Raw genomic sequence first — 21585 nt, 5'->3', positions numbered from 1 at the left:
CGCCCGCTGCGCCATGGCTGGCCGCCTCTCCCGCTTGCCGCGCCCTATGCTCAAGTCATGCATGCTCAAACCGCCACGCGGCCTGTGCAACCGGAACACGTGGCGTATTACAGAGGAGGCAACAAAATGATTTACGATTCCACGCATTTTGAGGAAATGGCCCGGCGTGACCACGCGCTGCGCCAGCAGCTGCGCGAGGCGGGCATCCGCCATTACCTGGCCCTCAGCACGGACAGCCTGTATTACTTGTCCGGGCTCAGCTTTGAGCCGCTGGAGCGGCCCTTTTTCCTGCTGCTGGAGGTAGAAAGCGGCCGCCGCCATCTGCTGGTGCCGCAGCTGGAGTTTGCCCACCTGCAATCGGCCTGGGGCGTGGAGTGGCCGGACATCCACAGCTACCGGGAATACCCGGCCCCCAAGGGCGAAGACTGGCAGGCGCGGCTGTTGCCGCTGTTGCCGTCGGAGTTTGCCTTTGACGCCAACGCGCCGTGGCAGCTGGCCACGGCGCTGCAAGCAATGGGCGGCCGCGCCTGCGCCGCGCTGGACCGGGTGCGGCTGGTAAAGTCGGACTGGGAGATTGCCCGGCTGGAACGCGCCGCAGCTTACGCGGCGGAAGGGGTAAACCGGCTGCTGACACGCGCTTATGATGGCATGTCCGTGGCGGAAGGCTATGCCCTGGGCCCGCGCCTGCTGCGCGCCATCATCCAGCACGAACAACACTTTGATCCGCTATGCACCAAGGTGCTGCTGGCGCCATGGCCGGCGCCGCTTAGCGCCCAGCCCCACGCCATCCCCCGCCTTGGCCAAAGGCTGCAAGGCGGACCACATGTGGTGATTTGCGTGGTGCGGCTGGACGGCTACACCGCCGAGTGCGAACGCACCTTCTTCACCCGTCCGCCCACGGCAGAAGCGCAGGACCGCTTCAAGTTGATGTGCCGCGCCCGCAGCCTGGCGGAATCCCTGCTGCGCCCCGGCGCGCCCTGCGAGGTGATTGATCAGGCGGTAAACAGCTTTTTGTCCGAACAAGGCTTTGCCGACTGGCACATCCGCCTGCACCGCACCGGCCACGGCCTGGGCCTGTCCAACCACGAAGGCCCGTGGCTGGCGGAAGGCAGCGACGACGTGCTGCGCGCCGGCATGGTGGTATCGATAGAACCCGGCCTGTATCTCGATAAAGAAGGCGGCTACCGCCACTCCGACACCTACGTCATCACCGCCAACGGCGCCCGCTGCCTCACGCTGGACGCCCCCACCAGCCTCAAAGCCCTCACCCTGCAAAGCCGGCGCCCCCTCTCCCGCGCCCAGGGCTACTTTGTGCGCAAGGCGGTATCTGCCTAAGCCAACTTAAGCGTAAAACCGCCCACCCTGCGGATGCAGGGTGGGCGGGGCGCATCCATCAGCTTTGTCCACGCGGGATCATGCTTTGCATTCATCCATTGCGCCATGAAAGCGCTAGATCATTGATTTATCAATATCTTAATGGCTATTATTAGATTCAGATTACATTCATTTTCCATTCATTGGCATGGCAGCATTGAGTATTGAATCTCTACTGAGATCAGGCCCCGCGTCCGCCAGTGAACTGCAGACGCGCCTTGGCATCAGCCAGCCTACGCTGTCCAGAGCCATGAAGGCGCGGCTGGGCCTTACCATCGTGCGCGTCGGCCGCACACGGCAGGCGCGCTACTACGGCATCCGGCCGGTGGCGGGCCAATCCCAGTTCCCCATTTATCGGGTCTCCCCGGAGGGAACGGTGCAGCCTGTTGGCACCCTCTATCCGGTGCACGGCGGCTTTGTGGTGGATAGGGAAGACGGCGATGCCAGCGTGTACGCAGGACTGCCCTGGTGGCTAAACGACATGAGGCCGCAGGGCTTCCTGGGGCGCGCATGGGCAAGAAGAAACGCCGGCAACCTTGGCCTATCGGACGATCTGCTCACCTGGGACGACGATGCCGTGCTGATTGCCTTGGCATCCGGCGAGCACGATATGCCCGGCAACCTGCTGGTGGGCGACAACAGCCGCGCCGAATGGCTTGCCTGCAGGCCAGAGGATATCCCCGCCACTGAGCGAGCCGCCCGCTTCCCCCTCCTGGCCCAGCAGGCCACCGCCGGCGAAGCGCCCGGCTCCAGCGCAGCCGGCGAACAGCCAAAGTTCACGGCGGTGGTGGATGGGCAAAGCGTCATCGTCAAATTTTCCGCCGCGCAGGACAACGCCGTCAGCGAGCGATGGCGCGACCTGCTGGCCGCCGAGCACATCGCGTTGACCCTGCTGAATCGGTCTGGCATGGCTGCGGCCGAAAGCGCCGTGCTGGATGCGGGAGGCCAGCGTTTCCTGCAGGTTACCCGCTTTGACCGCACCCCGCAGGGCGGCAGACATGGCCTGGTTTCGTTTGCAACCCTGGATGCGGAGTTTGTGGGCATGGGCAACGGGACATGGCCGGAGGTGACGCTGGCGCTGACCAGGGCCGTCTCCCCGCGCAGCAAACGGCACATCATCACGGCAGAGGCCCACCAGCAGGCTTGCGCCCTTTTTACATTTGGCCGGCTGATCGGCAACACCGACATGCACCTGGGCAACATCGCCTGCTTCCATGAGGGGCCGCTGCCCCTTTCGCTGGCGCCCATCTACGACATGCTGCCCATGGCGCTATCGCCCCAGCCTGGCGGTGCGTTTCAAAACGAGCTGCCGCCATTTCGGTTAACCACCTTGCCACAAGCGGACGTTTGGAGCGCGATGGTTCCGTTGGCGCGTGCGTTCTGGGACTTGGTGGAAAAAGATGAGCGCATCACACCATCCTTTGCCCAGATAGCAAGGCGACAGCAGGCGTGGCTGGATGAGGCAGAGAGGCAGATCAAGCGCCTGGGGTAGCGTGCTGAGATAAAGTACGAAGCGCAAACGCGACCCACGCAGCAGAAGTCAACAGCCGCTAGTTACGGATACCCAAATCACGCAGCCAGAGTGAATACGCAAACCGCATACAATCCCACCAGTTTCACAGCTGCCTCAGTACGAGCGCTGGCATCAAGCCATTACATGCAGTACTGGCGTGGCGCATTGCCCATATACCCAACAAGACTGACAGACCTGTAGCGTCATATCAGTCGGCATCAGCCATCTGCCCTTTTTGCCATTCCCTTCTTTGGGCCAGACGCCAGCCAGCTCACACCTCTTCTACCATCGCCTCGCAGTTAATGCCAAAAACATAAATCCTATTCGCTCAGGAGCTCATTATGAAAACTCTAGGCAAGCGATTTACGTTGGCCGTCTCAGCGTGGATCGTGTTCTGCAATGTTCATGCAGCCAGCACCCAAGATTGCCCAAACTGGAAAGCAGCGGCTACCTACCGCCAGGGCGAACAGGTGCTGTATCTGTCACGCGCCTTTACCGCCTTGCGCGATCATGCGGCGCCCGCCGGTTCAAACTGGAATCCGGTAGATGCCCCCTCCCTTTGGCGTCTTGGCGGCCAATGCGCTAATGCCATGCCGCCCCCCTGCGGCGCAAACTGGCGCGAGGGCCAGATCTATCTGGCTAGAGAGGTGGCGACATATCAGAACCTGCTTTACACCGCCCGTACCAATCATTTGGCCCGAAGCGACGCCAACTGGAATCCGGCCCAGGCTCCGTCCTTATGGAAAGTGGGGGGTGCCTGCCAGGTGATGAGGCTCACGCTGGAGGAAATGGCCAGCCCAGCCAGCCTATACAGTTTTCATTTGCCAGCGGGCGATACGGCGCTGAAGATTGAGCAGATATCAGGCCCCACCGTGCTTTCCGCCCTCCCGCAAAGCGGCAGCAAGATCAATGTCATCAGCGGGCCGGACACAGGTAGGCAGGAAAAGATCACGCTGCGAGTACAAGGGCGGCAACAGCAATATCTGGCAAGTTTCGACCAACTGACGCTAACAGGTCCTAATCATGGGGCAATGCTGGAGCCGGACGAAACAGGCAAAATGGGCGACGTTTCCGATCTCTCCATTCTGCCATCCGCCACCACGCTGGGCGTCCTACTCTCGGATCAGACAAAGCCGCAAACCATCGCCTTGCAATCTCCCAGCAACCGTCGCCTGGCCTCATTGCACGCCACCCTGGACAATGGCAATGAAGCATTTGACCTAAACGATCAAATCTCGCTGCAAAGCAACGGCCAAATCACACTGCACACCACCAAGCTGCTACCGCTGCTTCTCCCCGGACGGCAACACGAGCTTTACCTGTCCGGCACGGATAGCCAAGGGAGCAGCTTCAACCACTCGTTTTACTTTTACTACGCCAGCAACCGCATCCACGGCCAGTTAAAGCAAAATAACGCGCAGGTGGCGGCGGAACTGCAAGACGCCATTGTAGTGCTACGCGGCTTTGGCAATAGGCTGAGCTGGGCCAGCCGCCTGTCTGCTGATGGGGCATTTGATTTTGGGACTGTTCCGATCGACAACTACCTGGTAGAGCTGATCGATCCCCATGAACGCCATTCAGCCAATGCGCTCTTTTTGGTGAAACAAGCCGGTCAAACCATATTTGTACCGCTGGAGCTGACGCAGCCCAACAGTGCGGCAAAAATTAAAATCCAGCCGCTGGGGCTGGGCAATCGTCCGTTCAGGCGCCCGTCAATCGCAAGCACCCAAAAGGTTGCCAGGCCGCCACGCCCCATCCAAAGCCCAGGCTTGGGCTCAGTCAATGTGGCCAGTGCTTGGGAAAACGTCACGATACAGCAGGAAAAAGAAGTTTCCATACCTGTTGGCATCAACAAAATCAACATCCAGGCCACGGTCTATACCAATGAATACCCAAACTACAGCTCGATACCTGGGAACAGGTTCAATGACTCCTGGCGCTACTGGTGGACATGCGCAAGCCAGCAATACAATCAGGCAGGACAGGTAAACGATAGCCACACCAATGCAGCCGAACGGCAATTCAGTCATAACCTATCTCTAGACCCTAAGCGCGCCACTCCGGCCTTGTGCCGTATCGGCGCCTCGGCAGTCAACATAGGGGATAGCATGGTGTCGACTAATGTCCATGTCCAAATTCAGGGCGAGCTCTTTTCCATAGACAAAGTCGAATACAAAAATGGGCTGTGGCGCGACGACTCGCGTGGCGGCAACCAGCTGTACAACGTAAGCCTGCCTACCCAACTAGGCCAGCAATTCGGCATCAAGCGCCCTTGGAACATGGAAATCGCATATAGCCCGGCGGATACGCCCGTTCACAAAGTTGGACTGGATTTGCTGTATGACGGCAAGCGCGTGCCTTTGACAAAAAATGCCTCGTTCTCCCAAACCCGTCCAGGCCTGCTGAAAGTCAGCTACGCAGCTCCCCAACCCTTGCCGCTGCAACCCGTTTACGGCCTTGCCCAGCTGGAAGCCACGCTATATACGGAAAAAGACGGTGTTGAGAACAGCACGCTGCCGCAGGCAATGATATTCCCGCTGACCCGTAAAGACTCGTTCCAGCTGCTGTTTGAAATACGCAATGTGTTCAGCATGCCGGAAAGCCGCCGCTATGGCCCTCGCGATGATGCAACAGGTGGCGATGGCTGGCTGCGCAACGACATGCTCAACCTGCTGCGCACGCCTCCCATGCTTCCTTTGTTGGGTGATATATCTGGCGAGCACGGTTGGCAGGATGCTTCCGGCAAGGCTATGGGTGCCCACAGTACACATAAAGGCGGCTACGATGCGGACTTGCGCTACTGGGACGAAAACGGCCGCTGGGATAGTCCAATGCGCGGCGACAACGATGGCGCGGAAATCGCGCGCGTAGTGGACGCGGCCAAAGCGGAAGTCAAGGCTGGCTCGACTTCGCAGCCCAACTTGAACCGCTTGGTAAACTGGGTCAACTCGAATCGCAACCAACTCAATGCTCTGGAAACCCGACTGGGCTCGCAACTGCGTAAAATTTATGTAGGAGACAAAGCGTGGTTTGCTCGACCGCTACTTGAGGGGCGCTTCCCAGATGGAACCCACATTCCGTTGCCCGGCGCCAAGGCGCCCAACAACATCTTGGGGCCCTGGGCAAACAAATCGTCCAAGATCGTGCCAACGGTAAACCATAACCATCACTTCCATATTCGCCTAGCGCCTTAATTGGTATAGCCAGGCTCAGTGACTGACTGCGCTTAGCGCTGACTTACGATGCCCATGCGAAACAGCCCATTCGGCCAGATGGCTGAGTGGGCTTCTTTATTTGGGATAGCCAGAACACGGCTCAGCTGTCGCATCCCATACGTTTGTCTTGACCAGCCGGATAAAACCGCCCTCTCCACATAGACAATCTCGCCACCCACCATACGCGCTACATTAATATATTGCGCTTATTACATCTCTTCCACAATTTATTAAATCCAAACCGAAAACATTAAAAATAAATTAGCGAAATATTGATTTTTTATTTCATGCATCGACTTACCTCATCTTAGACTATTCAAAATCAGGCTATCAAAAATCCAGATAAAGATATTCGTCGCAAGCAGAACAACCATGGATCAATCTATTTCCTGATTGCATACTGTTCTATCGCCCTGTTTCAGCCACCGCCACCCCACATTATATTGGCGCCCAAACAAAGCCAGATTCTGGCAATAAAAGGAGGATGGAGATATTGCAAATATCTTATCCAGGATAAAGCGGGGCTAATATGTCTAAACTCGGAAGGTCTATTATTATTGACCCAGCCGCACTCAGCCAGGAGAATCAAGATAATTTGATAGAGGATTTATATCCTATTCATGCAGAAATCTTCGATGGCGTCAGCAAACCGGATTTTGCCAATTATGTGGTCAAGTCCAGCGCGCCTCACACCCGCATCTTGCTGCACCGTGACCAGCAAGAAAATATCGTCGGCTATTGCGCCATGCATTTCTTTGAAGAACAGATGGAAGGCCAGGCCGTCACCATCATTCGCATGGAGGCCGGGCTAAAGCGGGAATACCGCCGCGGCAATCGCAACGCGCCGTTTGTGATTAGCCAGCTGCTGGGCTACCGTTTGCGCCAGCCGCTGCGCAAAATCTATTACCTGGGCGCGCTGGTTCATCCCTCCAGCTTCATGCTGCTGAGCAAGTACGCGCGCCAGGTCTGGCCCAGCGCGCGTTACCCGGATGACAGCCGCTACCAACGCATCGCGGCCCACCTCACCCAAGCCTTCCGGCTGCAACCGGTGGCTAACGCGCAACCTGGCGTGGTGCATGTGGGTTGGCGCACTCGCGACGACGAAGCCGACCAGAGAAAATGGGCGGCAATTCCGCACCAGGCGGCGCAATTCTACTTGCGGCGCAACCCTGGCTATGTCTTCGGCCATGGCTTGCTGACGCTGGTGCCGGTCAACACCGCTTGCGTATTGCATGCTATCCGATCCCTGCTGACAGACCGCTGGACACGCTTGTGGCAACCGCGCCAAAACAGCAGGGCCGCCAGAGCGCATTAAGACCCACAAAACTGCCATACATAGCATGCACAAAAGCCAGTCCCGCCATCAGGCTGGGCTGGCTTTTCTTATTCTGCACGACAAAGTCATAAGCAGCTGGCAAACCTGCGCATAGCCGACATGCCCCCTGCAACCGCTTACCTCAGGCGCAACTTGCGGGAGTTTTAGCCTGTACTGCGGTGAAGGGGCGCAGTATCCACTTCGGATAGTGGTCGAAATCCAGCTCGGTCAATTCCAGCGGGCACAATTTATCGGTTCTGGCGCGCGGGCCAATGGCCAGCGTAGGGTCGGCGTAACTGACGATATTGCCTGGAGTGGAGAATATATCCCAGCGCTGTTTATCTTTTTCCGCATCGTTCAACAGCTGCATATTCAACGGCGCGCCTAATTCGATTTGCATTGTGCCTATCACCAACTGATTGCCGCTGGTGGCCAGCCCAAACAAGCCACTGACAAAGTCTACGTTGAACAGGGACAACATGTTTCCCTGCAGCGGCTTCAGCACCACTGGCGCGCCTTTCATGGAATCTTCGGCGCTCAGCGCTAATTCCGGATTTTCGGCATACGTAATAAAGAATGGGACACTGGTGAAGGACATCCATACCTCCCTGACGAAAAACTGGGAGGGAGCCAGCGGCCCCACTCCCAGTACAAATGCTTGGAATTAAGCTTGTTCAGCGAACAGCAGTTCCGAGCGCTGGGCCGAAGTCAACGGCTTGAATGCCCATTGCTGAGCCGGCGAGGCGTTGAATTCATACAGCCAGATCATGCTGCCATTGCCGCCGCGGTTCTGGTTATCGATCACCAGATTGGGGTTCTGACGATTCAGGATGAAACCCGGGCGGGTGTAGAAATCCCAACGTTGGGTCATGGAAGCCGAGTTGTACGGCTTCAGCACCAGCGGCTTGCCGCTGGCCAATTCGCTGACATCCAGCACCAGTTGGTTGCCGCTGGTGGCCAGACCAAACACGCCATTTTCAAAATCGATGTTGAACAGGGACAGGAAGTTGCCTTGGATTTGGCGCAGCGACAGTTGGGAGCCGCTCATCGAGTCATTGGCAGTGATGCCCATGGCGGTATTTTGGCTGTAGGTAAGGAAATAGGGGAAAGAAGAGAAAGCCATTTTTAGATACCCTCAATTTTGAGCCAGCAATTTACTGGCCTTGTAGCTATAGCAGAGGATTTCTCTCAATCAAGCTTATTCACTCTAAGCTTATACCAAAAAATGCTTGGCAAAATAAAAACCCTTTTAAATCAGACAAATAGGCAAGCCAGGTACAAACACCTAATTTTCTTTGAATATAGACCATTCAAACAACTACTTCCATCCAGCCGATTATATTATCAGCCAGAATCCGACAAAATCATTTGAACAAAAAGCACGGCGTAAACTTAAATGGATATATTTCAAAGAAGTACATATTGCATATTTCTGAATCTCAATCTCACTGTCAACTTTGGTGCGCCTTGCGTCTAACCATGGTTTATGGATTGATCCATTTCAACCTCGCTCGCAATAATCGGCACTTGGCCTAATCATGCGGCCAAGCTTCTCTCAGACTGCAATGCCGCTGCCATCCGCCTACCAGATGCGCCGGCAATCAGGTGGTGCCAAGGCGTCACCCAGGCGAGATAGCCGCGGCCCAATAGATTGTGCGGCCGCACCAGGGTGGCGATGCGCAGCCATCCAGGCTGCCATTGCAGCACCAGCCGGAAATCCAGATGGCAATCATCCTGCCCCAACACCACGGCATGCTCGCCCAAGTACAGGATGCCGAATACCCCTAGTTGTTGGCCGATATGGAAAGGCCCCTCGGCGCGCCGCATCGCCATATCTGCAGTCTTCAATCCCTGCGGCGACACCAGCCGGTCGCGCAGGCGCATCAGCCATTGCGCCCATAGCGGCATGGCAACGGAGAAGGCAAGCAGCAGTTTGCTGGCATCTGGCTGCGGCAGGCTGCAGATATCCTGCCAGGGATAGCGCCCGGCCTCGCGCCTCAACAGAGGGATGTCCTCAAACTCATTGCGCGTCATGACGGGTCGCTCAGAACAATGGAATGAGGCTAGGGGCTGTTGACGTTTGCTGCGTGGATCGCGTTTGCGCCGATTTTGGCCGGATGCAAGGCGCGCAGTCCGCCGCATAGCATTCTATGCCAGGGCTGCGCAACGCCGCATCCGGCCAAAAGCGGCCAAACCCGCAGGGCCGGGCGCCTTTCGCGACGACTCTTCGTTGTTCCGCACTGGCAGAGAATGACTATGCGGCGTGCGAAACGCCTCGATTCGTCGCGAAATGCGCTCCGGCGCGACCGCTCAGCAAACGTCAACAGCCCCTAATTTGCCATTGCTTCGTCTATCGTGGTTTGGAGGAGATGACATCATCCGTCCTTTCCTTCACCCGGCTTTCCCGCTTGCGTCATTTTGGCAAAATGCCGATACTAAATAGGCAATTGCCTATGGAGGCCGCCATGTCACAACCCTTGTTCAGACCTTCGTCCCCTGCGCTGCCGGAACAACCGAGCGGCCCGGCGCTGCGGTTTGCCCGCTTGTCCCGCATCATCGGCCAGCCGCTGCAATCCGACCTGGAAGTAGCGCGTTACGTCGCCAACGGCGCAGATACTGGGCTGATCGAGCAGCTGACCGGCCAAGGCCTGACGCGCAAGGAGCTTGAGTTTGTGATTCCGGCGCGCACGCTGTCCCATCGCATCAAGAAACACGAAAAACTCAGCCGCGACGAATCCGAGCGCGGCGTACGCATCGCCAGCCTGCTGGCGCTGGCGCAACAAGTCCTGGCCGAGGAAGCTACCGGCTGGCTGCGCCAGCCGCTGCGGCGCTTCGACAACGCCAGCCCGCTGGAAATGGCGCAAACCGAGCAGGGCGCGCGGCTGGTGGAAAACCTGTTGATCCAGATAGACGAAGGCTACGTCGCGTGATTGGCTGGCGCATCAGCCATTACGCGGACCTGAACGGACTGGGCGGCTTGCGCGCCGACGGCCGCTGGCACCACGCCGGCCGGCCCATCGTCTATCTGGCGGACCATGCCGCCAGCGCCATGCTGGAAATGCTGGTGCATAGCGAATTGCGCCGGCTGCCTGCCAGTTTTCAGTTGTTGAAGGTGGAGCTGCCTGACAACAGCCTGCTGGACCTGGACCCGGCTGCACTGCCGCCGGACTGGCGCGCCCGGCAGGAGGAAACCCGCACGATGGGCGACGATTGGCTGGCGCAGTCGCCCAGCGCGCTGCTGCGGGTGCCCAGCGCCCTGGTGATGGATGGCTACAACTTGCTGCTGAATCCGCAGCACCCGGATGCGGCGCGCTGCCGTATCCTGCAGCTGATAGACGCGCCGCTGGACACGCGGCTGCGGCAACCTTGAGCCAAACCAAAATAAAAAACCGGCCGCCAGGGCCGGTTTGCTTCTTCAGACGCAACAATCAGCGATAAGCCTGAGCCGCCTTCACCGCCGCAGCGGCATCCACCAGTCCGGCGGAGCAGCCTTCGCAAGCCGCGGCCGGCGTACGCGAGGTTTGAATCAGCAAGTTACGAGTCGCACGCCAATCCAGTTTGGGATTGACGGCCAGCATCAACGCAACCAGACCGGAAACATGCGGGGCAGCCATGGAGGTGCCGCGATCCGGACCATAGCTGTCGTTGCCTGGCGTCGTTTTGCCATCGTTGAAAGTGGAAATGATCCCCGGGTCTTTGCCCAACCAGTCTCCACCCGGCGCGGTCACGGCTACCATTGCGCCATAGTTGGAATACGATGCGATGCCGCCATTCATGCCATTAGCCGCTACCGTTATCACCCCCGGGCAACTGGCCGGAGCAAAATCGCGGGTATTGCGCATGGCGTTGCCTGCCGCCACCACCACAATGCCATTGCGCGTCGCCACCTGCTGGATCACATCGCGATAGGTCTGGGTGCAGGGTTGAGCGCCGCCCAACGACATGCTGATCACGCGCGCGGGGTTGGCATTGGCCGGCAACCCGGGCACCGAGCCGCCCACCGCCCACAGCATGGCGTCGGCGATGTCGGCATCGGTGCCGCCGCAGCGGCCCAGCACGCGCAAGGGCAGCAGCTTGGCCTGAGGCGCCACGCCAGTCAGCCCCTGTCCGGTGCCGCCCGCCGCCGCGATGGTGCCGGCCACATGGGTGCCATGCCAGGAGGAGGGCTGCCCCGCCACGCCTTGCCCGCACTCGTTATCGGCATGCCAATCGCCCTGATCCTGGGCATTGGCCTGACGCGCCGTCTTGCCATCCGGTCCTATCGGCAAACGCGCTTCGGCGGGAGAGGAAACAAAGTTATAACCCGGCTGCAGCAAGCTCGGCAGCAGATCCTTATGCGGGCGGTAGCCGGTATCCAGCACCGCCACGGTGACGCCTTGCCCCTGGGTGATATCCCATGCCGCCGGTAGATTCAGCGATCCCGGCTGGCTGGCGCTGTCCTGCATATCCCATTGCATCGCGGCGTAGTTAGGGCTGGGAGGAACAAAATTGGCCTTTTTGATGAAATTCGGTTCGGCGTACTCCACCGATGGGTCTTGCTGCTTGATGCGTTGCGACAACGCCCGCGCTTGACTGGCGCTCATCGGCTTGCCGCTGTTGAACACATAAGCGCCGGTACCCATTTGGTGATCGAACTGCAGCGGCAGGCCGGTAATGCTTTGCACCTGCTGCGTGCGTTGGGAAAAATCGGATGGGCGGGCGGGCAAGGCCTGGCCACGCGGCAGACTGGCAGCCTGTCTGGCCAATTGGGTTTGCGAACTCTGCTTGTACTTGACGATGATGCCGGCAGCCTCTGGGCCGCTGGGCGCGGCAGCAACCATGCCACTGAGGCCGGCAAGCAGCAGGCTGGAAATCAGATTTTGCATTTTCACGGAAAGCTCCTTCAACTTGCTATGCGGGCCGTTCAGCTTTTCAGATACGGGATGGCGGTCAGATTGGCCGGCAAGGCGCCGCCGCCTGCCGATGGGCTGCCCCAGTTCACCAGCTTGCCGTCCTTGGCCACAGCCAGGAATCCGCCCAGATCGGTGCTATAAATGGCGCGGATGTTTTGCAGCTTGGCCTGCACCGCCGAACTATCGCCGCCATGAGCCGCCGCTCCCCAAGTCACGACCGTGCCATCCTTCTTCAAGGCAGCGAAGGCGTAATCATTGGCAAACAGGGCGACCACATTGTTGAGCTGGGCTTGCACCGCGGAACTGTCGCCGCCGCGCGTTTCGTCACCCCAGGTCACAACGGTGCCGTCTTTTCTCAAGGCGGCGAAGGCGGTTTCCGTGCTGGCAACCGTTGCCACATCGCGCAGCTGCGCTTGCACCGATGCCACATTATTGCGCTGGCTATCGCCCCAGCTCACCACCGTGCCATCCTTTTTCAAGGCGGCGAACGCCGTCTTGCTGGCAAACAGCTTGGCCACATTGGACAGGCCACCGGTAAAACCGCTTAAATCGGCGCCGCGGTCCTGATAAACGCTACCGATGGTGCTGACCAATCCATTCTGACTGAGGGCTGCGATCACGCTGCGATTGCTGAGCAGCGACAAGTTGGACTGAGGCATCGGCTCGGTGCCGGTATAGAAATTCTCGGTATCCCAGTTCAGACCCCAAGTCACCACGCTGCCGTCCTTTTTCAGGGCGGTGAAGCTGTAATCGGTAGCGTAGATTTTCACCACGTTATTCAATTGGCTGGCCACGGCCGAGGCATCGCCACCGGCTGCGGGATCCCCCCAGGCCACCACCGTGCCATCCTTCTTCAGCGCGGCCGCGGCGCCCTCGCTGTACACCACGTCTGCGATGTTGTTGAAGTTCGCCAACGAAGCCGCGGTAAAGAAGGTTCCCATCGAGCTGGAGCCAGCGTTGCCGTCGAAGATCTGCTCCATATTGCCCCACGTGGTAGCGCTGCCATCGGTGTTGAGGGCGACGAAACCGCGCTTCAGCGGCCAGATGCGGCTCACCGTGCCCAGCGGCGCCACTGGACCGAAATCGGTGCTGCCTACGCCGCCCTTGGCATCCTTGCTCCCCCCCGAGGCAGGACGCCCCCAGGTCACCACGGTGCCATCGGCCTGCAGCGCAGCCCAGGCACGCTCGCTGCCGGCCACCTGCACCACATTGTGCGGCTGCGATTTCAAAACGGAAGTATCGCCGCCCAGCCGGCTGCTCCCCCACATCGCCAGTGAGCCGTCACTATTCAATGCGGCAAACACCGAAGATGAGGTGAATACCTTTTGCGGAGCCAGGGTTTGAACCACGGTCTGGAAGCCACAGCTTGCCCGGACCAGCAGCGGCGAGCTGGGGTCCGGATCGTCAATATAACTTCCTTGTTGAACCACGCTCTGGTTATAGCTTTGCCATGTGAGCTGCAAATCTCCCTGGCAATTGCTGCTTACTGCGGTCAGGGTGCCGCCGCGCGCGCCAAATACATCGACAGCCAGCTGCTTGCTGGCAAAACTGTTGGTATTGCCGGCGTCTCCGGCAGAAGCGCCGCTATCGCTGCCGCCGCCGCAACCTGCCAGCGCGCCGATCAGGCCAACGCCCAGCGCCAACGCGCTGAGTCGCCATGGAACTTGCGTCCGTGTCATCACATTTCCCTTTTCTCGATTGCAGACCACTATTTTTGTTTAATGCTCAAGGCATTAAACAAAATGTATCAGCATGAAATAAAAATGGAAAATGTTTGTAATACGCAGGCATTATTTCGTGCGTTTTCGCAACAATTTTGTCTATTCTTGTCGGCGAAACACAAAATAAAAACAGCACGATATATCAAAAATCATTAAAAAAATCACACAAAAGAGTGCATAAAATCGAAAATTAGTTCAATTTTCCAAAGATCATGCCTCCAATAGACAATCAAACCGGCTAAGTTCTTCCAGCAGCAATGCCATATGCCGGCCAAGGTCAAGTCGGCGCTTCACAATTCTTTGCGCTAGCTTGGCATGGAACATTAGAGTTAATCGCCCAAAAAATATTTGGAACAAAATAATTAGCTTAAACGGCTATTTCTATATTCTCATGCGCAATGAAAACCGCCCTGCAGCAGCGGCTGCAGGGCGGTTGGAGTGTGTTGGGCTGGTAGGCTGATCAGCCGCGGGACAGCTGGGTTGCCTCGCGCGCCAGCTGGGTGATGCGGTCCCAATCGCGGGAGGCGATGGCGTCGTCCGGCGTCAGCCAGCTGCCGCCTACGGCCAGCACATTCGGCAGGGCCAGGTATTCCGGCGCCTTCTTGATGTCGATGCCGCCGGTCGGGCAGAAACGCAGGTCCGGGAAGGGGCTGGCCAGCGACTTCAACAGCTTGACGCCGCCCACGGCCTCGGCCGGGAACAGCTTCAGCGTGTTGAAGCCTTCGTCCTGCGCCCACATGGCTTCGGACGGGGTGGCGATGCCGGGGATCAGCGTCAGCTTGGACGCGCGCGCGGCCGAGGCCAACTCGCCGGTGAAGCCCGGGCTGATGCCGAATTGCGCGCCGGCATCCACCGCCGCTTCCAGCTGGGCGCGGTTGCGCAGGGTGCCGGCGCCGACGATGGCGTCCGGCACTTCGTCGCGCATGCGGCGCATGGCAGCCAGCGCGGCCTTGGTGCGCAGCGTCACTTCCAGCACCTTGATGCCGCCGGCCACCAGCGCGTGGGCCAGGTCCACCGCCACGGCGGCGTCGTTGACGATGATCACCGGCACCACCGGGCCTTGGCGCAATACAGTCAAAGCATCCATTTCAATCTCCAGTTAGCGGCCGGCGCGCCAGGCGCGCCGCCATCATGCTTGGTCACGCCACCCCGGCCGCACCCGGCAGCTATGGGCACTGATGCGCATGGCTGCCTGTATTCCGTGTGATTCCGTGGCCAATCGGTTTTGTTTTAATTCCAGTCCGGGTGGCGGAAGCTCATCGCGCCGGCCTCGGCGTTGTCGGCCACGTGGCGGAACACCGCGAACAGCTCGCGGCCGATGCCGTATTCATTGTGCGACAGATCGGCCTGAGCCTGCTCGCGCGCCGCCCATTCGGCGGCATCCACCAGAGCCACCAGTTCGCCGGTTTCGGCGTTGACGCGGATCAGGTCGCCATCCTTGATCTTGCCGATGGCGCCGCCGGACAGCGCTTCCGGCGACACATGGATGGCGGCCGGCACTTTGCCGGACGCGCCGGACATGCGGCCGTCGGTCACCAGCGCCACCTTGAAGCCGCGTTCTTGCAGAATGGTCAGCGCCGGGGTCAGCTTGTGCAGTTCCGGCATGCCGTTGGCGCGCGGACCCTGGAAGCGGATCACCGCGACAAAGTCTTTTTCCAGCTCGCCGCGCTTGAACGCGGCCAGCATGTCGTTCTGGTCGTGGAACACCACGGCCGGAGCTTCCACCACGCGGTGCTCGGCCTTGACCGCCGACACCTTGATCACGCCGCGGCCGATATTGCCGGCCATCAGCTTCAGGCCGCCGTCGGCCGAGAACGGATTGGCTGCCGTGCGCAGCACGCTGTCGTCGCCGCTGACTGCAGGCGCGTCGCGCCATTTCAGCTCGCCGTTGTCCAGCCACGGTTCCTGCGTGTAACGCGACAGGCCGCGGCCCATCACCGTGCCCACATCCTCGTGCAGCAGGCCGGCGGACAGCAGCTCGCGGATCACGAAACCCATGCCGCCGGCGGCGTGGAAGTGGTTCACGTCGGCCTTGCCGTTGGGGTAGGCGCGCACCAAGAGCGGGATGATGGCCGACAGTTCGTCGAAATCGTCCCAGTTGACGTCGATGCCGGCCGCGCGGGCGATGGCCACGATGTGCATGGTGTGGTTGGTGGAGCCGCCGGTGGCCAGCAGGCCGATGATGGCGTTGACGATGGATTTCTCATCGATCATCTCGCCCACCGGGGTGAACTGCTCGCCCTGGGCGGCGATCTTGGCGGCCTGGGCGGCGGCGGCGCGGGTCAGCGCCTCGCGCAGCGGAGTATTCGGATTAACGAAGGCGGCGCCCGGCAGGTGCAGGCCCATGATCTCCATCAGCATCTGGTTGGAGTTGGCGGTGCCGTAGAAGGTACAGGTGCCGGGGCCGTGGTAAGACTGGCACTCCGACTCCAGCAGCGCGTCGCGGCCTACCTTGCCTTCGGCGTACAATTGGCGCACCTTGGCTTTTTCATCGTTGGCGATGCCGGTGGTCATCGGACCGGCCGGAACAAACAGCGCCGGCAGATGGCCGAAGCTCAGCGCGCCTATCATCAGGCCCGGCACAATCTTGTCGCACACGCCCAGGTACAGGGCGGCGTCGAACATCTGGTGGGACAGCGCCACGGCGGTGCTCATGGCGATCACGTCGCGGCTGAACAGCGACAGCTCCATGCCGGGCTGGCCCTGGGTGACGCCGTCGCACATCGCCGGCACGCCGCCGGCGAACTGGGCGGTGGCGCCGGCCGCCAGCGCGGCTTCCTTCAGCCAGGCCGGAAAGGCGGCCAGCGGCTGATGGGCCGACAGCATGTCATTGTAGGAAGACACAATCGCCAGATTGGGGCGGTGCTCTTCCTTCAAGTGGATTTTCACCGTATCCGGCATGGCCGCGAAGGCGTGGGCCAGGTTGGTGCACGACAGATGGGCCCGTTCCACCCGGCCTTGCTGGGCAGCGGCGCGCACGCGAGCCAGGTAGGCGCTGCGGCGCGGCTGGCTGCGCGCAATGATGCGGTCGGTAACGGCGGACAGGGTGGGATGCAAAGCCATGGTGACGTTCCGTGTTGAATTGATGCAAATAGTAGTTTTACTACACGCAAAACGCAAGGCGAACTACGTAGCGCCCGCGGCGTCTAGTGGCGACTATCCTCTTTTCCAAGAACGATTTCCAGCAAATCGCCCCAAATTTTGAGCCAAGGCAAAAGGTGTTGCAAAAGCGGCTCTGTCCGCGGCTTTGCCGTAGACATCAAGTGGCTGGATGGTAATATAACTACATCTAATTAAACTTCGAGATGGAAGATCAGGATGGAGACTCGTTCTACCCCTACCCCTGCCTTCGACATGGTGCTGTTCGGCGGCGCCGGCGATCTGGTCATGCGCAAGCTGCTGCCTTCTCTCTATCAGGCGCACGCCGCCGGCCTGCTCAATGAGCAGGGCCGCATCCTGGCGCTGGGCCGCAAGGATTTGAGCCGCGACGATTACCTGGCTTCCGTCGAGAAACAATCCCGCATCCATATCAAGGCACACTTCGACGCCGCGGCCTGGCAAAGCTTCTGTGCCCGCATCGACTACCTGAAAGTGGACGCCTCGCAGGCGGCCGACTTCCCGGCGCTGGCCGAGAAGATCGGCAACGACGCCGGCAAGGTGGTGGTGTGCTACCTTGCCACCGCGCCGAACCTGTTCGCCGGCATCTGCGAAAACCTGGCCGCCGTGGGTCTGAACCGCGACAACGTGCGCGTGGTGCTGGAAAAGCCGCTGGGCACCGATCTGGACTCGTCCAACGAGATCAACGACGACGTGGCCCGCTTCTTCCAGGAAGACCAGCTGTACCGGATCGACCACTACCTGGGCAAGGAGTCGGTGCAGAACCTGATGGCCATCCGCTTCGCCAACGCGCTGTTCGAGCCGCTGTGGCGCCGCGAGTGGATCCACGATGTGCAGATCACCATTTCCGAAGAACTGGGCGTGGGCAGCCGCGGCGACTTCTACGACGGCACCGGCGCGCTGCGCGACATGGTGCAGAACCATCTGCTGCAGCTGTTGTGCATCGTGGCGATGGAGCCGCCGGCCAACCTGGAAGCCGACGCCGTCCGCGACGAAAAGCTGAAAGTGCTGAAGGCGCTGCGTCCGTTCACCGAGCAGGAAGTCGCCACCAAGACCGTGCGCGGCCAGTACAAGGCCGGCGCCGTGGGCGGCCAGCCGGTGGTGGGTTATCTGGAAGAGGCCGGCATTCCGGAGCACAGCCAGACCGAAACCTTCGTCGCCATCAAGGCCGAGATCGACAACTGGCGCTGGGCCGGCGTGCCCTTCTTCCTGCGCACCGGCAAACGCATGCAGGAACGTCTGGCGGAAATCGTCATCAACTTCCGCGACGTGCCGCACCAGGTATTCTCCGGCCCGCTGGGCGGCTGCCACCACGCCAACCGCATGGTGATCCGCCTGCAACCCGATGAAAGCATCCGCCTGTACTTCCTGGCCAAGGAGCCGGGCGACACCATGCGCCTGCAGCCGGCCTACCTGGACCTGGACTTCTACAAGGCCTTCAAGGTGCGCCGCGCCGACGCCTACGAACGCCTGCTGCTGGACGTGATCCGCGGCAAGCTGGCGCTGTTCATGCGCCGCGACGAGCTGATCGAGGCGTGGCGCTGGGTGGAACCGATCATGGACACCTGGGCCGCCAGCACCAACAACCCGCCCAAGCAGTACACCGCCGGCAGCTGGGGGCCGGCCGCCTCCAGCGCGCTGCTGTCGCGCGACGGCATCAGTTGGCACGAGGAGTGTTAAGGTAGGGCGGAAGCCCCTTCGGGGCGCTCCGCCTTTTTCACGCCCATAGACGAACATGGCGGAACGCCCGCCAACAGCAGCGACAAGACAGGGTTGCGGCGGAACGCCCCGCAGGGGCTTCCGCCCTACGAAAATATCGTCAGGGATGGAAAAACCCCTAAGCCGTTTTCCCTCCCCATCCAAGAAACAACCGAGGTACGCCCATGAACTGGTTGGAATTTCCGGAAGCCAAGCAACAGACCGACGCCCTGGCCAACAGCGTGGCCTCGCGTTTATCGGCCGCCATCGAAAGCCGCGGCAACGCGGTGCTGGCGGTGTCCGGCGGCAAATCCCCGATCCCTTTCTTTCAGTTGATGGCGGAAATGGCCATAGACTGGAAGCGCATCACCGTCACGCTGGTGGATGAGCGCTTCGTCGCGCTGGACCACCCGGACAGCAACGCCGGCCTGGTCCGCGCCCATCTGCTGCAGAACCGCGCCGCGCCGGCCCGCTTCCTGCCGCTGGTGCGCGAGGCGCTGGACATCGATGCCGAAGTCGCCGCCGCCTGCCGCGACTTTGTCGCGCCGGACGTCGCCATCCTGGGCATGGGCGAAGACGGCCACACCGCCTCGCTATTCCCCGGCTCGCCGGAGCTGGCCGCCGGCCTGGACCCGGCAAACGCGCACCCCATCCTCGCCGTGACGCCGCAGACGGCGCCGCACCGCCGCGTCTCGATGAGCTACGCCGCGCTGCTGCAATCGGGCAGCCTGATCCTGTCCATCCAGGGCGCGAAGAAGCGCGAAGTGCTGGACGCCGCCGGCCGCGCCGTCAGCGACACGCTGCCGATCAGCCACTTCCTGGCACAAGACAAGGTGCCGCTCGATGTCTACTGGTCTGCCTGAAGCCTGGCCGCGCCTGCTCGGCGACGTTGGCGGCAGCAACGCGCGTTTCGCGCTGGAAACCGGCCCCGGCGTCATCGAGGACATCCTGACGCTGCCCACCGCGCGCTACCCGACGCTGGAAGACGCGCTGCGCGACTATCTGGCCCAGACCTGCGCCCGCCGCGTCGCCCATGCCGCCATCGGCATCGCCAATCCGCTGAACGGCGACCGGGTGACCATGACCAATTGCCACTGGTCGTTTTCGATTGAAGCCGCGCGCCGCGCGCTGGGCCTGTCCACCTTGCTGCTGCTGAATGACTTCACCGCGCTGGCGCTGGCCTTGCCCAAGCTGCCCGCCAAGGATCTGACGCAAATCGGCGGCGGCGCGCCGCGGCCGGACTCGCCGCTGGCGCTGATCGGCCCCGGCACCGGCCTTGGCGTGTCGGCGCTGGTGCCGCACCCCGGCGGCTGGCGCGCGCTGGCCGGCGAGGGCGGCCATGTCTCGTTCGCGCCGCAGGATGAGCGCGAGTCCGTGGTCTGGCGCTACGCCGCCGCGCGCTTCGGCCATGTCTCGGCCGAACGCCTGCTGTCCGGCCCCGGCATCAGCCTGATCCACCAGGCGCTGTGCGAACGCGACGGCGAGGACGACGCCCCGCGCGAGCCGTCCTGGATCAGCGCGCAAGGGCTGGCCGGGCGCGACGCGCGCTGCCGCGAAACCCTGGAAATCTTCTGCGGCGCGCTGGGCTCCGCCGCCGGAAATCTGGCCCTGACGCTCGGTGCCCGTGGCGGGGTATACATAGGTGGTGGTATTGTGCCGCGTCTAAGCGGTTTTTTTGAACAATCCCCATTTCGCCGCCGCTTCGAGGACAAGGGACGGATGTCCGGCTATCTGGCCGACATCCCGGTTTACCTGATCACCAGCGCCTACCCCGCCCTGCAGGGCGTGGCCGCCTATCTGGCGGACCATCTGGCGCCGCGCAGCGACCCTTCCCCGGTGGACGTTTCCACCTCTCCTCGCGGCGGCTCAGCAGGAGACATGCATGCTTGATCGCATCCGTGGCCAACTGGAGATGCTGTCCTCGGCCGAGCGCAAAGTGGCCGAGCTGGTGCTGGAACAGCCCTATACGGTGATCCAGGCCGCCGTGGCCGACATCGCCAAGAGCGCAGGCGTCAGCCAGCCCACCGTGATCCGTTTCTGCCGCACCGTCGGCTGTTCCGGCCTGCCCGATTTCAAGCTGAAGCTGGCCGGCAGCCTGGTGACCGGCGTGCCCTACGTCCACTCCAGCGTGCGCCCGGAAGACCCGACATCCGAAATCGTGGCCAAGGTGTTCGACAACACCGTGTCGGCGCTGCTCAAGTGCCGCAACGACGTCAACCCGCAGGCCATAGAAGCCGCCGTGCGGCTGCTGACCGACGCCCATCGCATCGAATTCTACGGCCTGGGCAACTCCGGCATCATCGCCGCCGACGCCCAGCACAAGTTCTTCCGCTTCGGCATCCCCACCGTGGCCTATTCCGACACCCACATCCAGATGATGGCGGCGTCGGTGCTGGGCCCGGACGACGTATTGGTGGCGATTTCCAGCTCCGGCCGCACCATGGAGCTCTTGGAAGCGGTGGACGTGGCGCTGTCCGCCGGCGCCAAAGTCATCGCGCTGACCACCAGCGGCTCGCCGCTGGCGCGCCGCGCCACCGTGTCGCTGATCGCCGACACGCTGGAAGACAATGAAACCTACAGCCCGATGATTTCGCGCATCGTGCATCTGGTGCAGATAGACATCCTGGCGGTCAGCGTGGCCCTGCGCCGCGGACCGGGACTGATCCGCCAGCTGGAAAAAACCAAGCACAGCCTGAAGAACCGCAGGCTGGACAATAAACAAGCGGAATAGGACGAGATA

Annotated in this window: 18 protein-coding genes; 11 read left to right on the top strand and 7 right to left on the bottom strand. The window is 60.9% G+C overall.

Annotated elements, in window-relative coordinates; all coding sequences use genetic code 11:
• Positions 1–126 precede the first annotated feature (126 nt).
• The 4 genes from QUG01_RS14865 (at position 127) to QUG01_RS14850 (ending at position 7417) form a co-directional block, all read left to right on the top strand.
• On the top strand, positions 127–1335 hold the full coding sequence (locus tag QUG01_RS14865) for a M24 family metallopeptidase (protein WP_500830816.1): 1209 nt from the start codon (positions 127–129) through the stop codon (positions 1333–1335).
• 187 nt (positions 1336–1522) lie between these two features.
• Positions 1523–2866 carry a type II toxin-antitoxin system HipA family toxin YjjJ gene (gene yjjJ / locus QUG01_RS14860; protein WP_500830815.1) on the top strand — a complete coding sequence of 448 codons (1344 nt, stop codon included), beginning with the start codon at positions 1523–1525 and terminating at the stop codon, positions 2864–2866.
• Positions 2867–3228: 362 nt separating this feature from the next.
• A complete protein-coding gene (locus tag QUG01_RS14855) occupies positions 3229–6081 on the top strand; it encodes a carbohydrate-binding protein (protein ID WP_500830814.1) in 2853 nt (950 codons plus the stop codon).
• A 616-nt stretch (positions 6082–6697) separates the two neighbouring features.
• On the top strand, positions 6698–7417 hold the full coding sequence (locus QUG01_RS14850) for a hypothetical protein (RefSeq protein ID WP_500830813.1): 720 nt from the start codon (positions 6698–6700) through the stop codon (positions 7415–7417).
• 142 nt (positions 7418–7559) lie between these two features.
• Here the strand turns inward: QUG01_RS14850 and QUG01_RS14845 are convergent, their stop codons facing one another.
• The 3 genes from QUG01_RS14845 to QUG01_RS14835 form a co-directional block, all read right to left on the bottom strand.
• The gene (locus QUG01_RS14845; protein WP_500830812.1) at positions 7560–8015 is read right to left on the bottom strand and encodes a hypothetical protein; all 456 of its coding nucleotides are present in this window, start codon (positions 8013–8015) and stop codon (positions 7560–7562) included.
• Between the two features lie 66 nt (positions 8016–8081).
• Complete coding sequence (locus QUG01_RS14840; protein ID WP_307912409.1) at positions 8082–8540, bottom strand: ricin-type beta-trefoil lectin domain protein; 459 nt, start codon at positions 8538–8540, stop codon at positions 8082–8084.
• 413 nt (positions 8541–8953) lie between these two features.
• Entirely contained in the window at positions 8954–9451 is a 498-nt protein-coding gene (locus QUG01_RS14835; protein WP_500830811.1) for a DUF2867 domain-containing protein, read from the bottom strand.
• A 431-nt stretch (positions 9452–9882) separates the two neighbouring features.
• Between QUG01_RS14835 and QUG01_RS14830 the strand changes: the two genes are divergently transcribed.
• The gene (locus QUG01_RS14830) at positions 9883–10347 is read left to right on the top strand and encodes an Xre family toxin-antitoxin system antitoxin (RefSeq protein WP_500830810.1); all 465 of its coding nucleotides are present in this window, start codon (positions 9883–9885) and stop codon (positions 10345–10347) included.
• On the top strand, positions 10344–10787 hold the full coding sequence (locus tag QUG01_RS14825) for an RES family NAD+ phosphorylase (protein ID WP_500830809.1): 444 nt from the start codon (positions 10344–10346) through the stop codon (positions 10785–10787). The genes QUG01_RS14830 and QUG01_RS14825 overlap by 4 nt, the downstream gene beginning before the upstream one ends.
• Before the next feature lie 58 nt (positions 10788–10845).
• Here the strand turns inward: QUG01_RS14825 and QUG01_RS14820 are convergent, their stop codons facing one another.
• The gene (locus QUG01_RS14820) at positions 10846–12282 is read right to left on the bottom strand and encodes a S8 family peptidase (protein WP_500830825.1); all 1437 of its coding nucleotides are present in this window, start codon (positions 12280–12282) and stop codon (positions 10846–10848) included.
• A 38-nt stretch (positions 12283–12320) separates the two neighbouring features.
• Positions 12321–13658 carry an RCC1 domain-containing protein gene (locus QUG01_RS14815; protein ID WP_500830808.1) on the bottom strand — a complete coding sequence of 446 codons (1338 nt, stop codon included), beginning with the start codon at positions 13656–13658 and terminating at the stop codon, positions 12321–12323.
• Between QUG01_RS14815 and QUG01_RS14810 the strand changes: the two genes are divergently transcribed.
• A complete protein-coding gene (locus QUG01_RS14810; protein ID WP_500830807.1) occupies positions 13650–14186 on the top strand; it encodes a hypothetical protein in 537 nt (178 codons plus the stop codon). The genes QUG01_RS14815 and QUG01_RS14810 overlap by 9 nt on opposite strands.
• Before the next feature lie 304 nt (positions 14187–14490).
• Here QUG01_RS14810 and QUG01_RS14805 read toward each other — a convergent pair whose 3' ends face one another.
• The gene (locus QUG01_RS14805) at positions 14491–15117 is read right to left on the bottom strand and encodes a bifunctional 4-hydroxy-2-oxoglutarate aldolase/2-dehydro-3-deoxy-phosphogluconate aldolase (protein WP_500830806.1); all 627 of its coding nucleotides are present in this window, start codon (positions 15115–15117) and stop codon (positions 14491–14493) included.
• Positions 15118–15260: 143 nt separating this feature from the next.
• A complete protein-coding gene (edd, locus tag QUG01_RS14800) occupies positions 15261–17093 on the bottom strand; it encodes a phosphogluconate dehydratase (protein WP_500830805.1) in 1833 nt (610 codons plus the stop codon).
• A gap of 255 nt (positions 17094–17348) precedes the next feature.
• Between edd and zwf the strand changes: the two genes are divergently transcribed.
• The 4 genes from zwf (at position 17349) to hexR (ending at position 21576) form a co-directional block, all read left to right on the top strand.
• Positions 17349–18827: a glucose-6-phosphate dehydrogenase gene (zwf, locus tag QUG01_RS14795; RefSeq protein WP_103317301.1), complete on the top strand. Its 1479-nt coding sequence runs from the start codon at positions 17349–17351 to the stop codon at positions 18825–18827.
• Between the two features lie 203 nt (positions 18828–19030).
• A complete protein-coding gene (pgl, locus tag QUG01_RS14790) occupies positions 19031–19708 on the top strand; it encodes a 6-phosphogluconolactonase (protein WP_500830804.1) in 678 nt (225 codons plus the stop codon).
• Positions 19689–20735, top strand: a complete 1047-nt coding sequence (locus QUG01_RS14785; protein WP_500830803.1) for a glucokinase — start codon at positions 19689–19691, stop codon at positions 20733–20735. The genes pgl and QUG01_RS14785 overlap by 20 nt, the downstream gene beginning before the upstream one ends.
• Complete coding sequence (gene hexR / locus QUG01_RS14780) at positions 20728–21576, top strand: transcriptional regulator HexR (protein ID WP_043627289.1); 849 nt, start codon at positions 20728–20730, stop codon at positions 21574–21576. Before QUG01_RS14785 ends, hexR begins: the two co-directional genes overlap by 8 nt.
• The last annotated feature ends 9 nt before the right edge of the window (positions 21577–21585 follow it).

Source organism: Chromobacterium sp. CCUG 76385, assembly GCF_059916625.1.
The sequence above is the reverse complement of the archived record's forward strand: the minus strand, read 5'-3'. Positions and strand labels throughout refer to the sequence as shown.

What these genes read in the sequence shown, in the direction of transcription:
- QUG01_RS14865 (WP_500830816.1), top strand. Translation starts at nt 127, where the DNA reads ATGATTTACGATTCCACGCATTTTGAGGAAATGGCCCGGCGTGACCAC.
- yjjJ (WP_500830815.1), top strand. Translation starts at nt 1,523, where the DNA reads ATGGCAGCATTGAGTATTGAATCTCTACTGAGATCAGGCCCCGCGTCC.
- QUG01_RS14855 (WP_500830814.1), top strand. Translation starts at nt 3,229, where the DNA reads ATGAAAACTCTAGGCAAGCGATTTACGTTGGCCGTCTCAGCGTGGATC.
- QUG01_RS14845 (WP_500830812.1), bottom strand. Translation starts at nt 8,015, where the DNA reads ATGTCCTTCACCAGTGTCCCATTCTTTATTACGTATGCCGAAAATCCG.
- QUG01_RS14840 (WP_307912409.1), bottom strand. Translation starts at nt 8,540, where the DNA reads ATGGCTTTCTCTTCTTTCCCCTATTTCCTTACCTACAGCCAAAATACC.
- QUG01_RS14835 (WP_500830811.1), bottom strand. Translation starts at nt 9,451, where the DNA reads ATGACGCGCAATGAGTTTGAGGACATCCCTCTGTTGAGGCGCGAGGCC.
- QUG01_RS14830 (WP_500830810.1), top strand. Translation starts at nt 9,883, where the DNA reads ATGTCACAACCCTTGTTCAGACCTTCGTCCCCTGCGCTGCCGGAACAA.
- QUG01_RS14820 (WP_500830825.1), bottom strand. Translation starts at nt 12,282, where the DNA reads ATGCAAAATCTGATTTCCAGCCTGCTGCTTGCCGGCCTCAGTGGCATG.
- QUG01_RS14805 (WP_500830806.1), bottom strand. Translation starts at nt 15,117, where the DNA reads ATGGATGCTTTGACTGTATTGCGCCAAGGCCCGGTGGTGCCGGTGATC.
- edd (WP_500830805.1), bottom strand. Translation starts at nt 17,093, where the DNA reads ATGGCTTTGCATCCCACCCTGTCCGCCGTTACCGACCGCATCATTGCG.
- zwf (WP_103317301.1), top strand. Translation starts at nt 17,349, where the DNA reads ATGGAGACTCGTTCTACCCCTACCCCTGCCTTCGACATGGTGCTGTTC.
- pgl (WP_500830804.1), top strand. Translation starts at nt 19,031, where the DNA reads ATGAACTGGTTGGAATTTCCGGAAGCCAAGCAACAGACCGACGCCCTG.
- QUG01_RS14785 (WP_500830803.1), top strand. Translation starts at nt 19,689, where the DNA reads ATGTCTACTGGTCTGCCTGAAGCCTGGCCGCGCCTGCTCGGCGACGTT.
- hexR (WP_043627289.1), top strand. Translation starts at nt 20,728, where the DNA reads ATGCTTGATCGCATCCGTGGCCAACTGGAGATGCTGTCCTCGGCCGAG.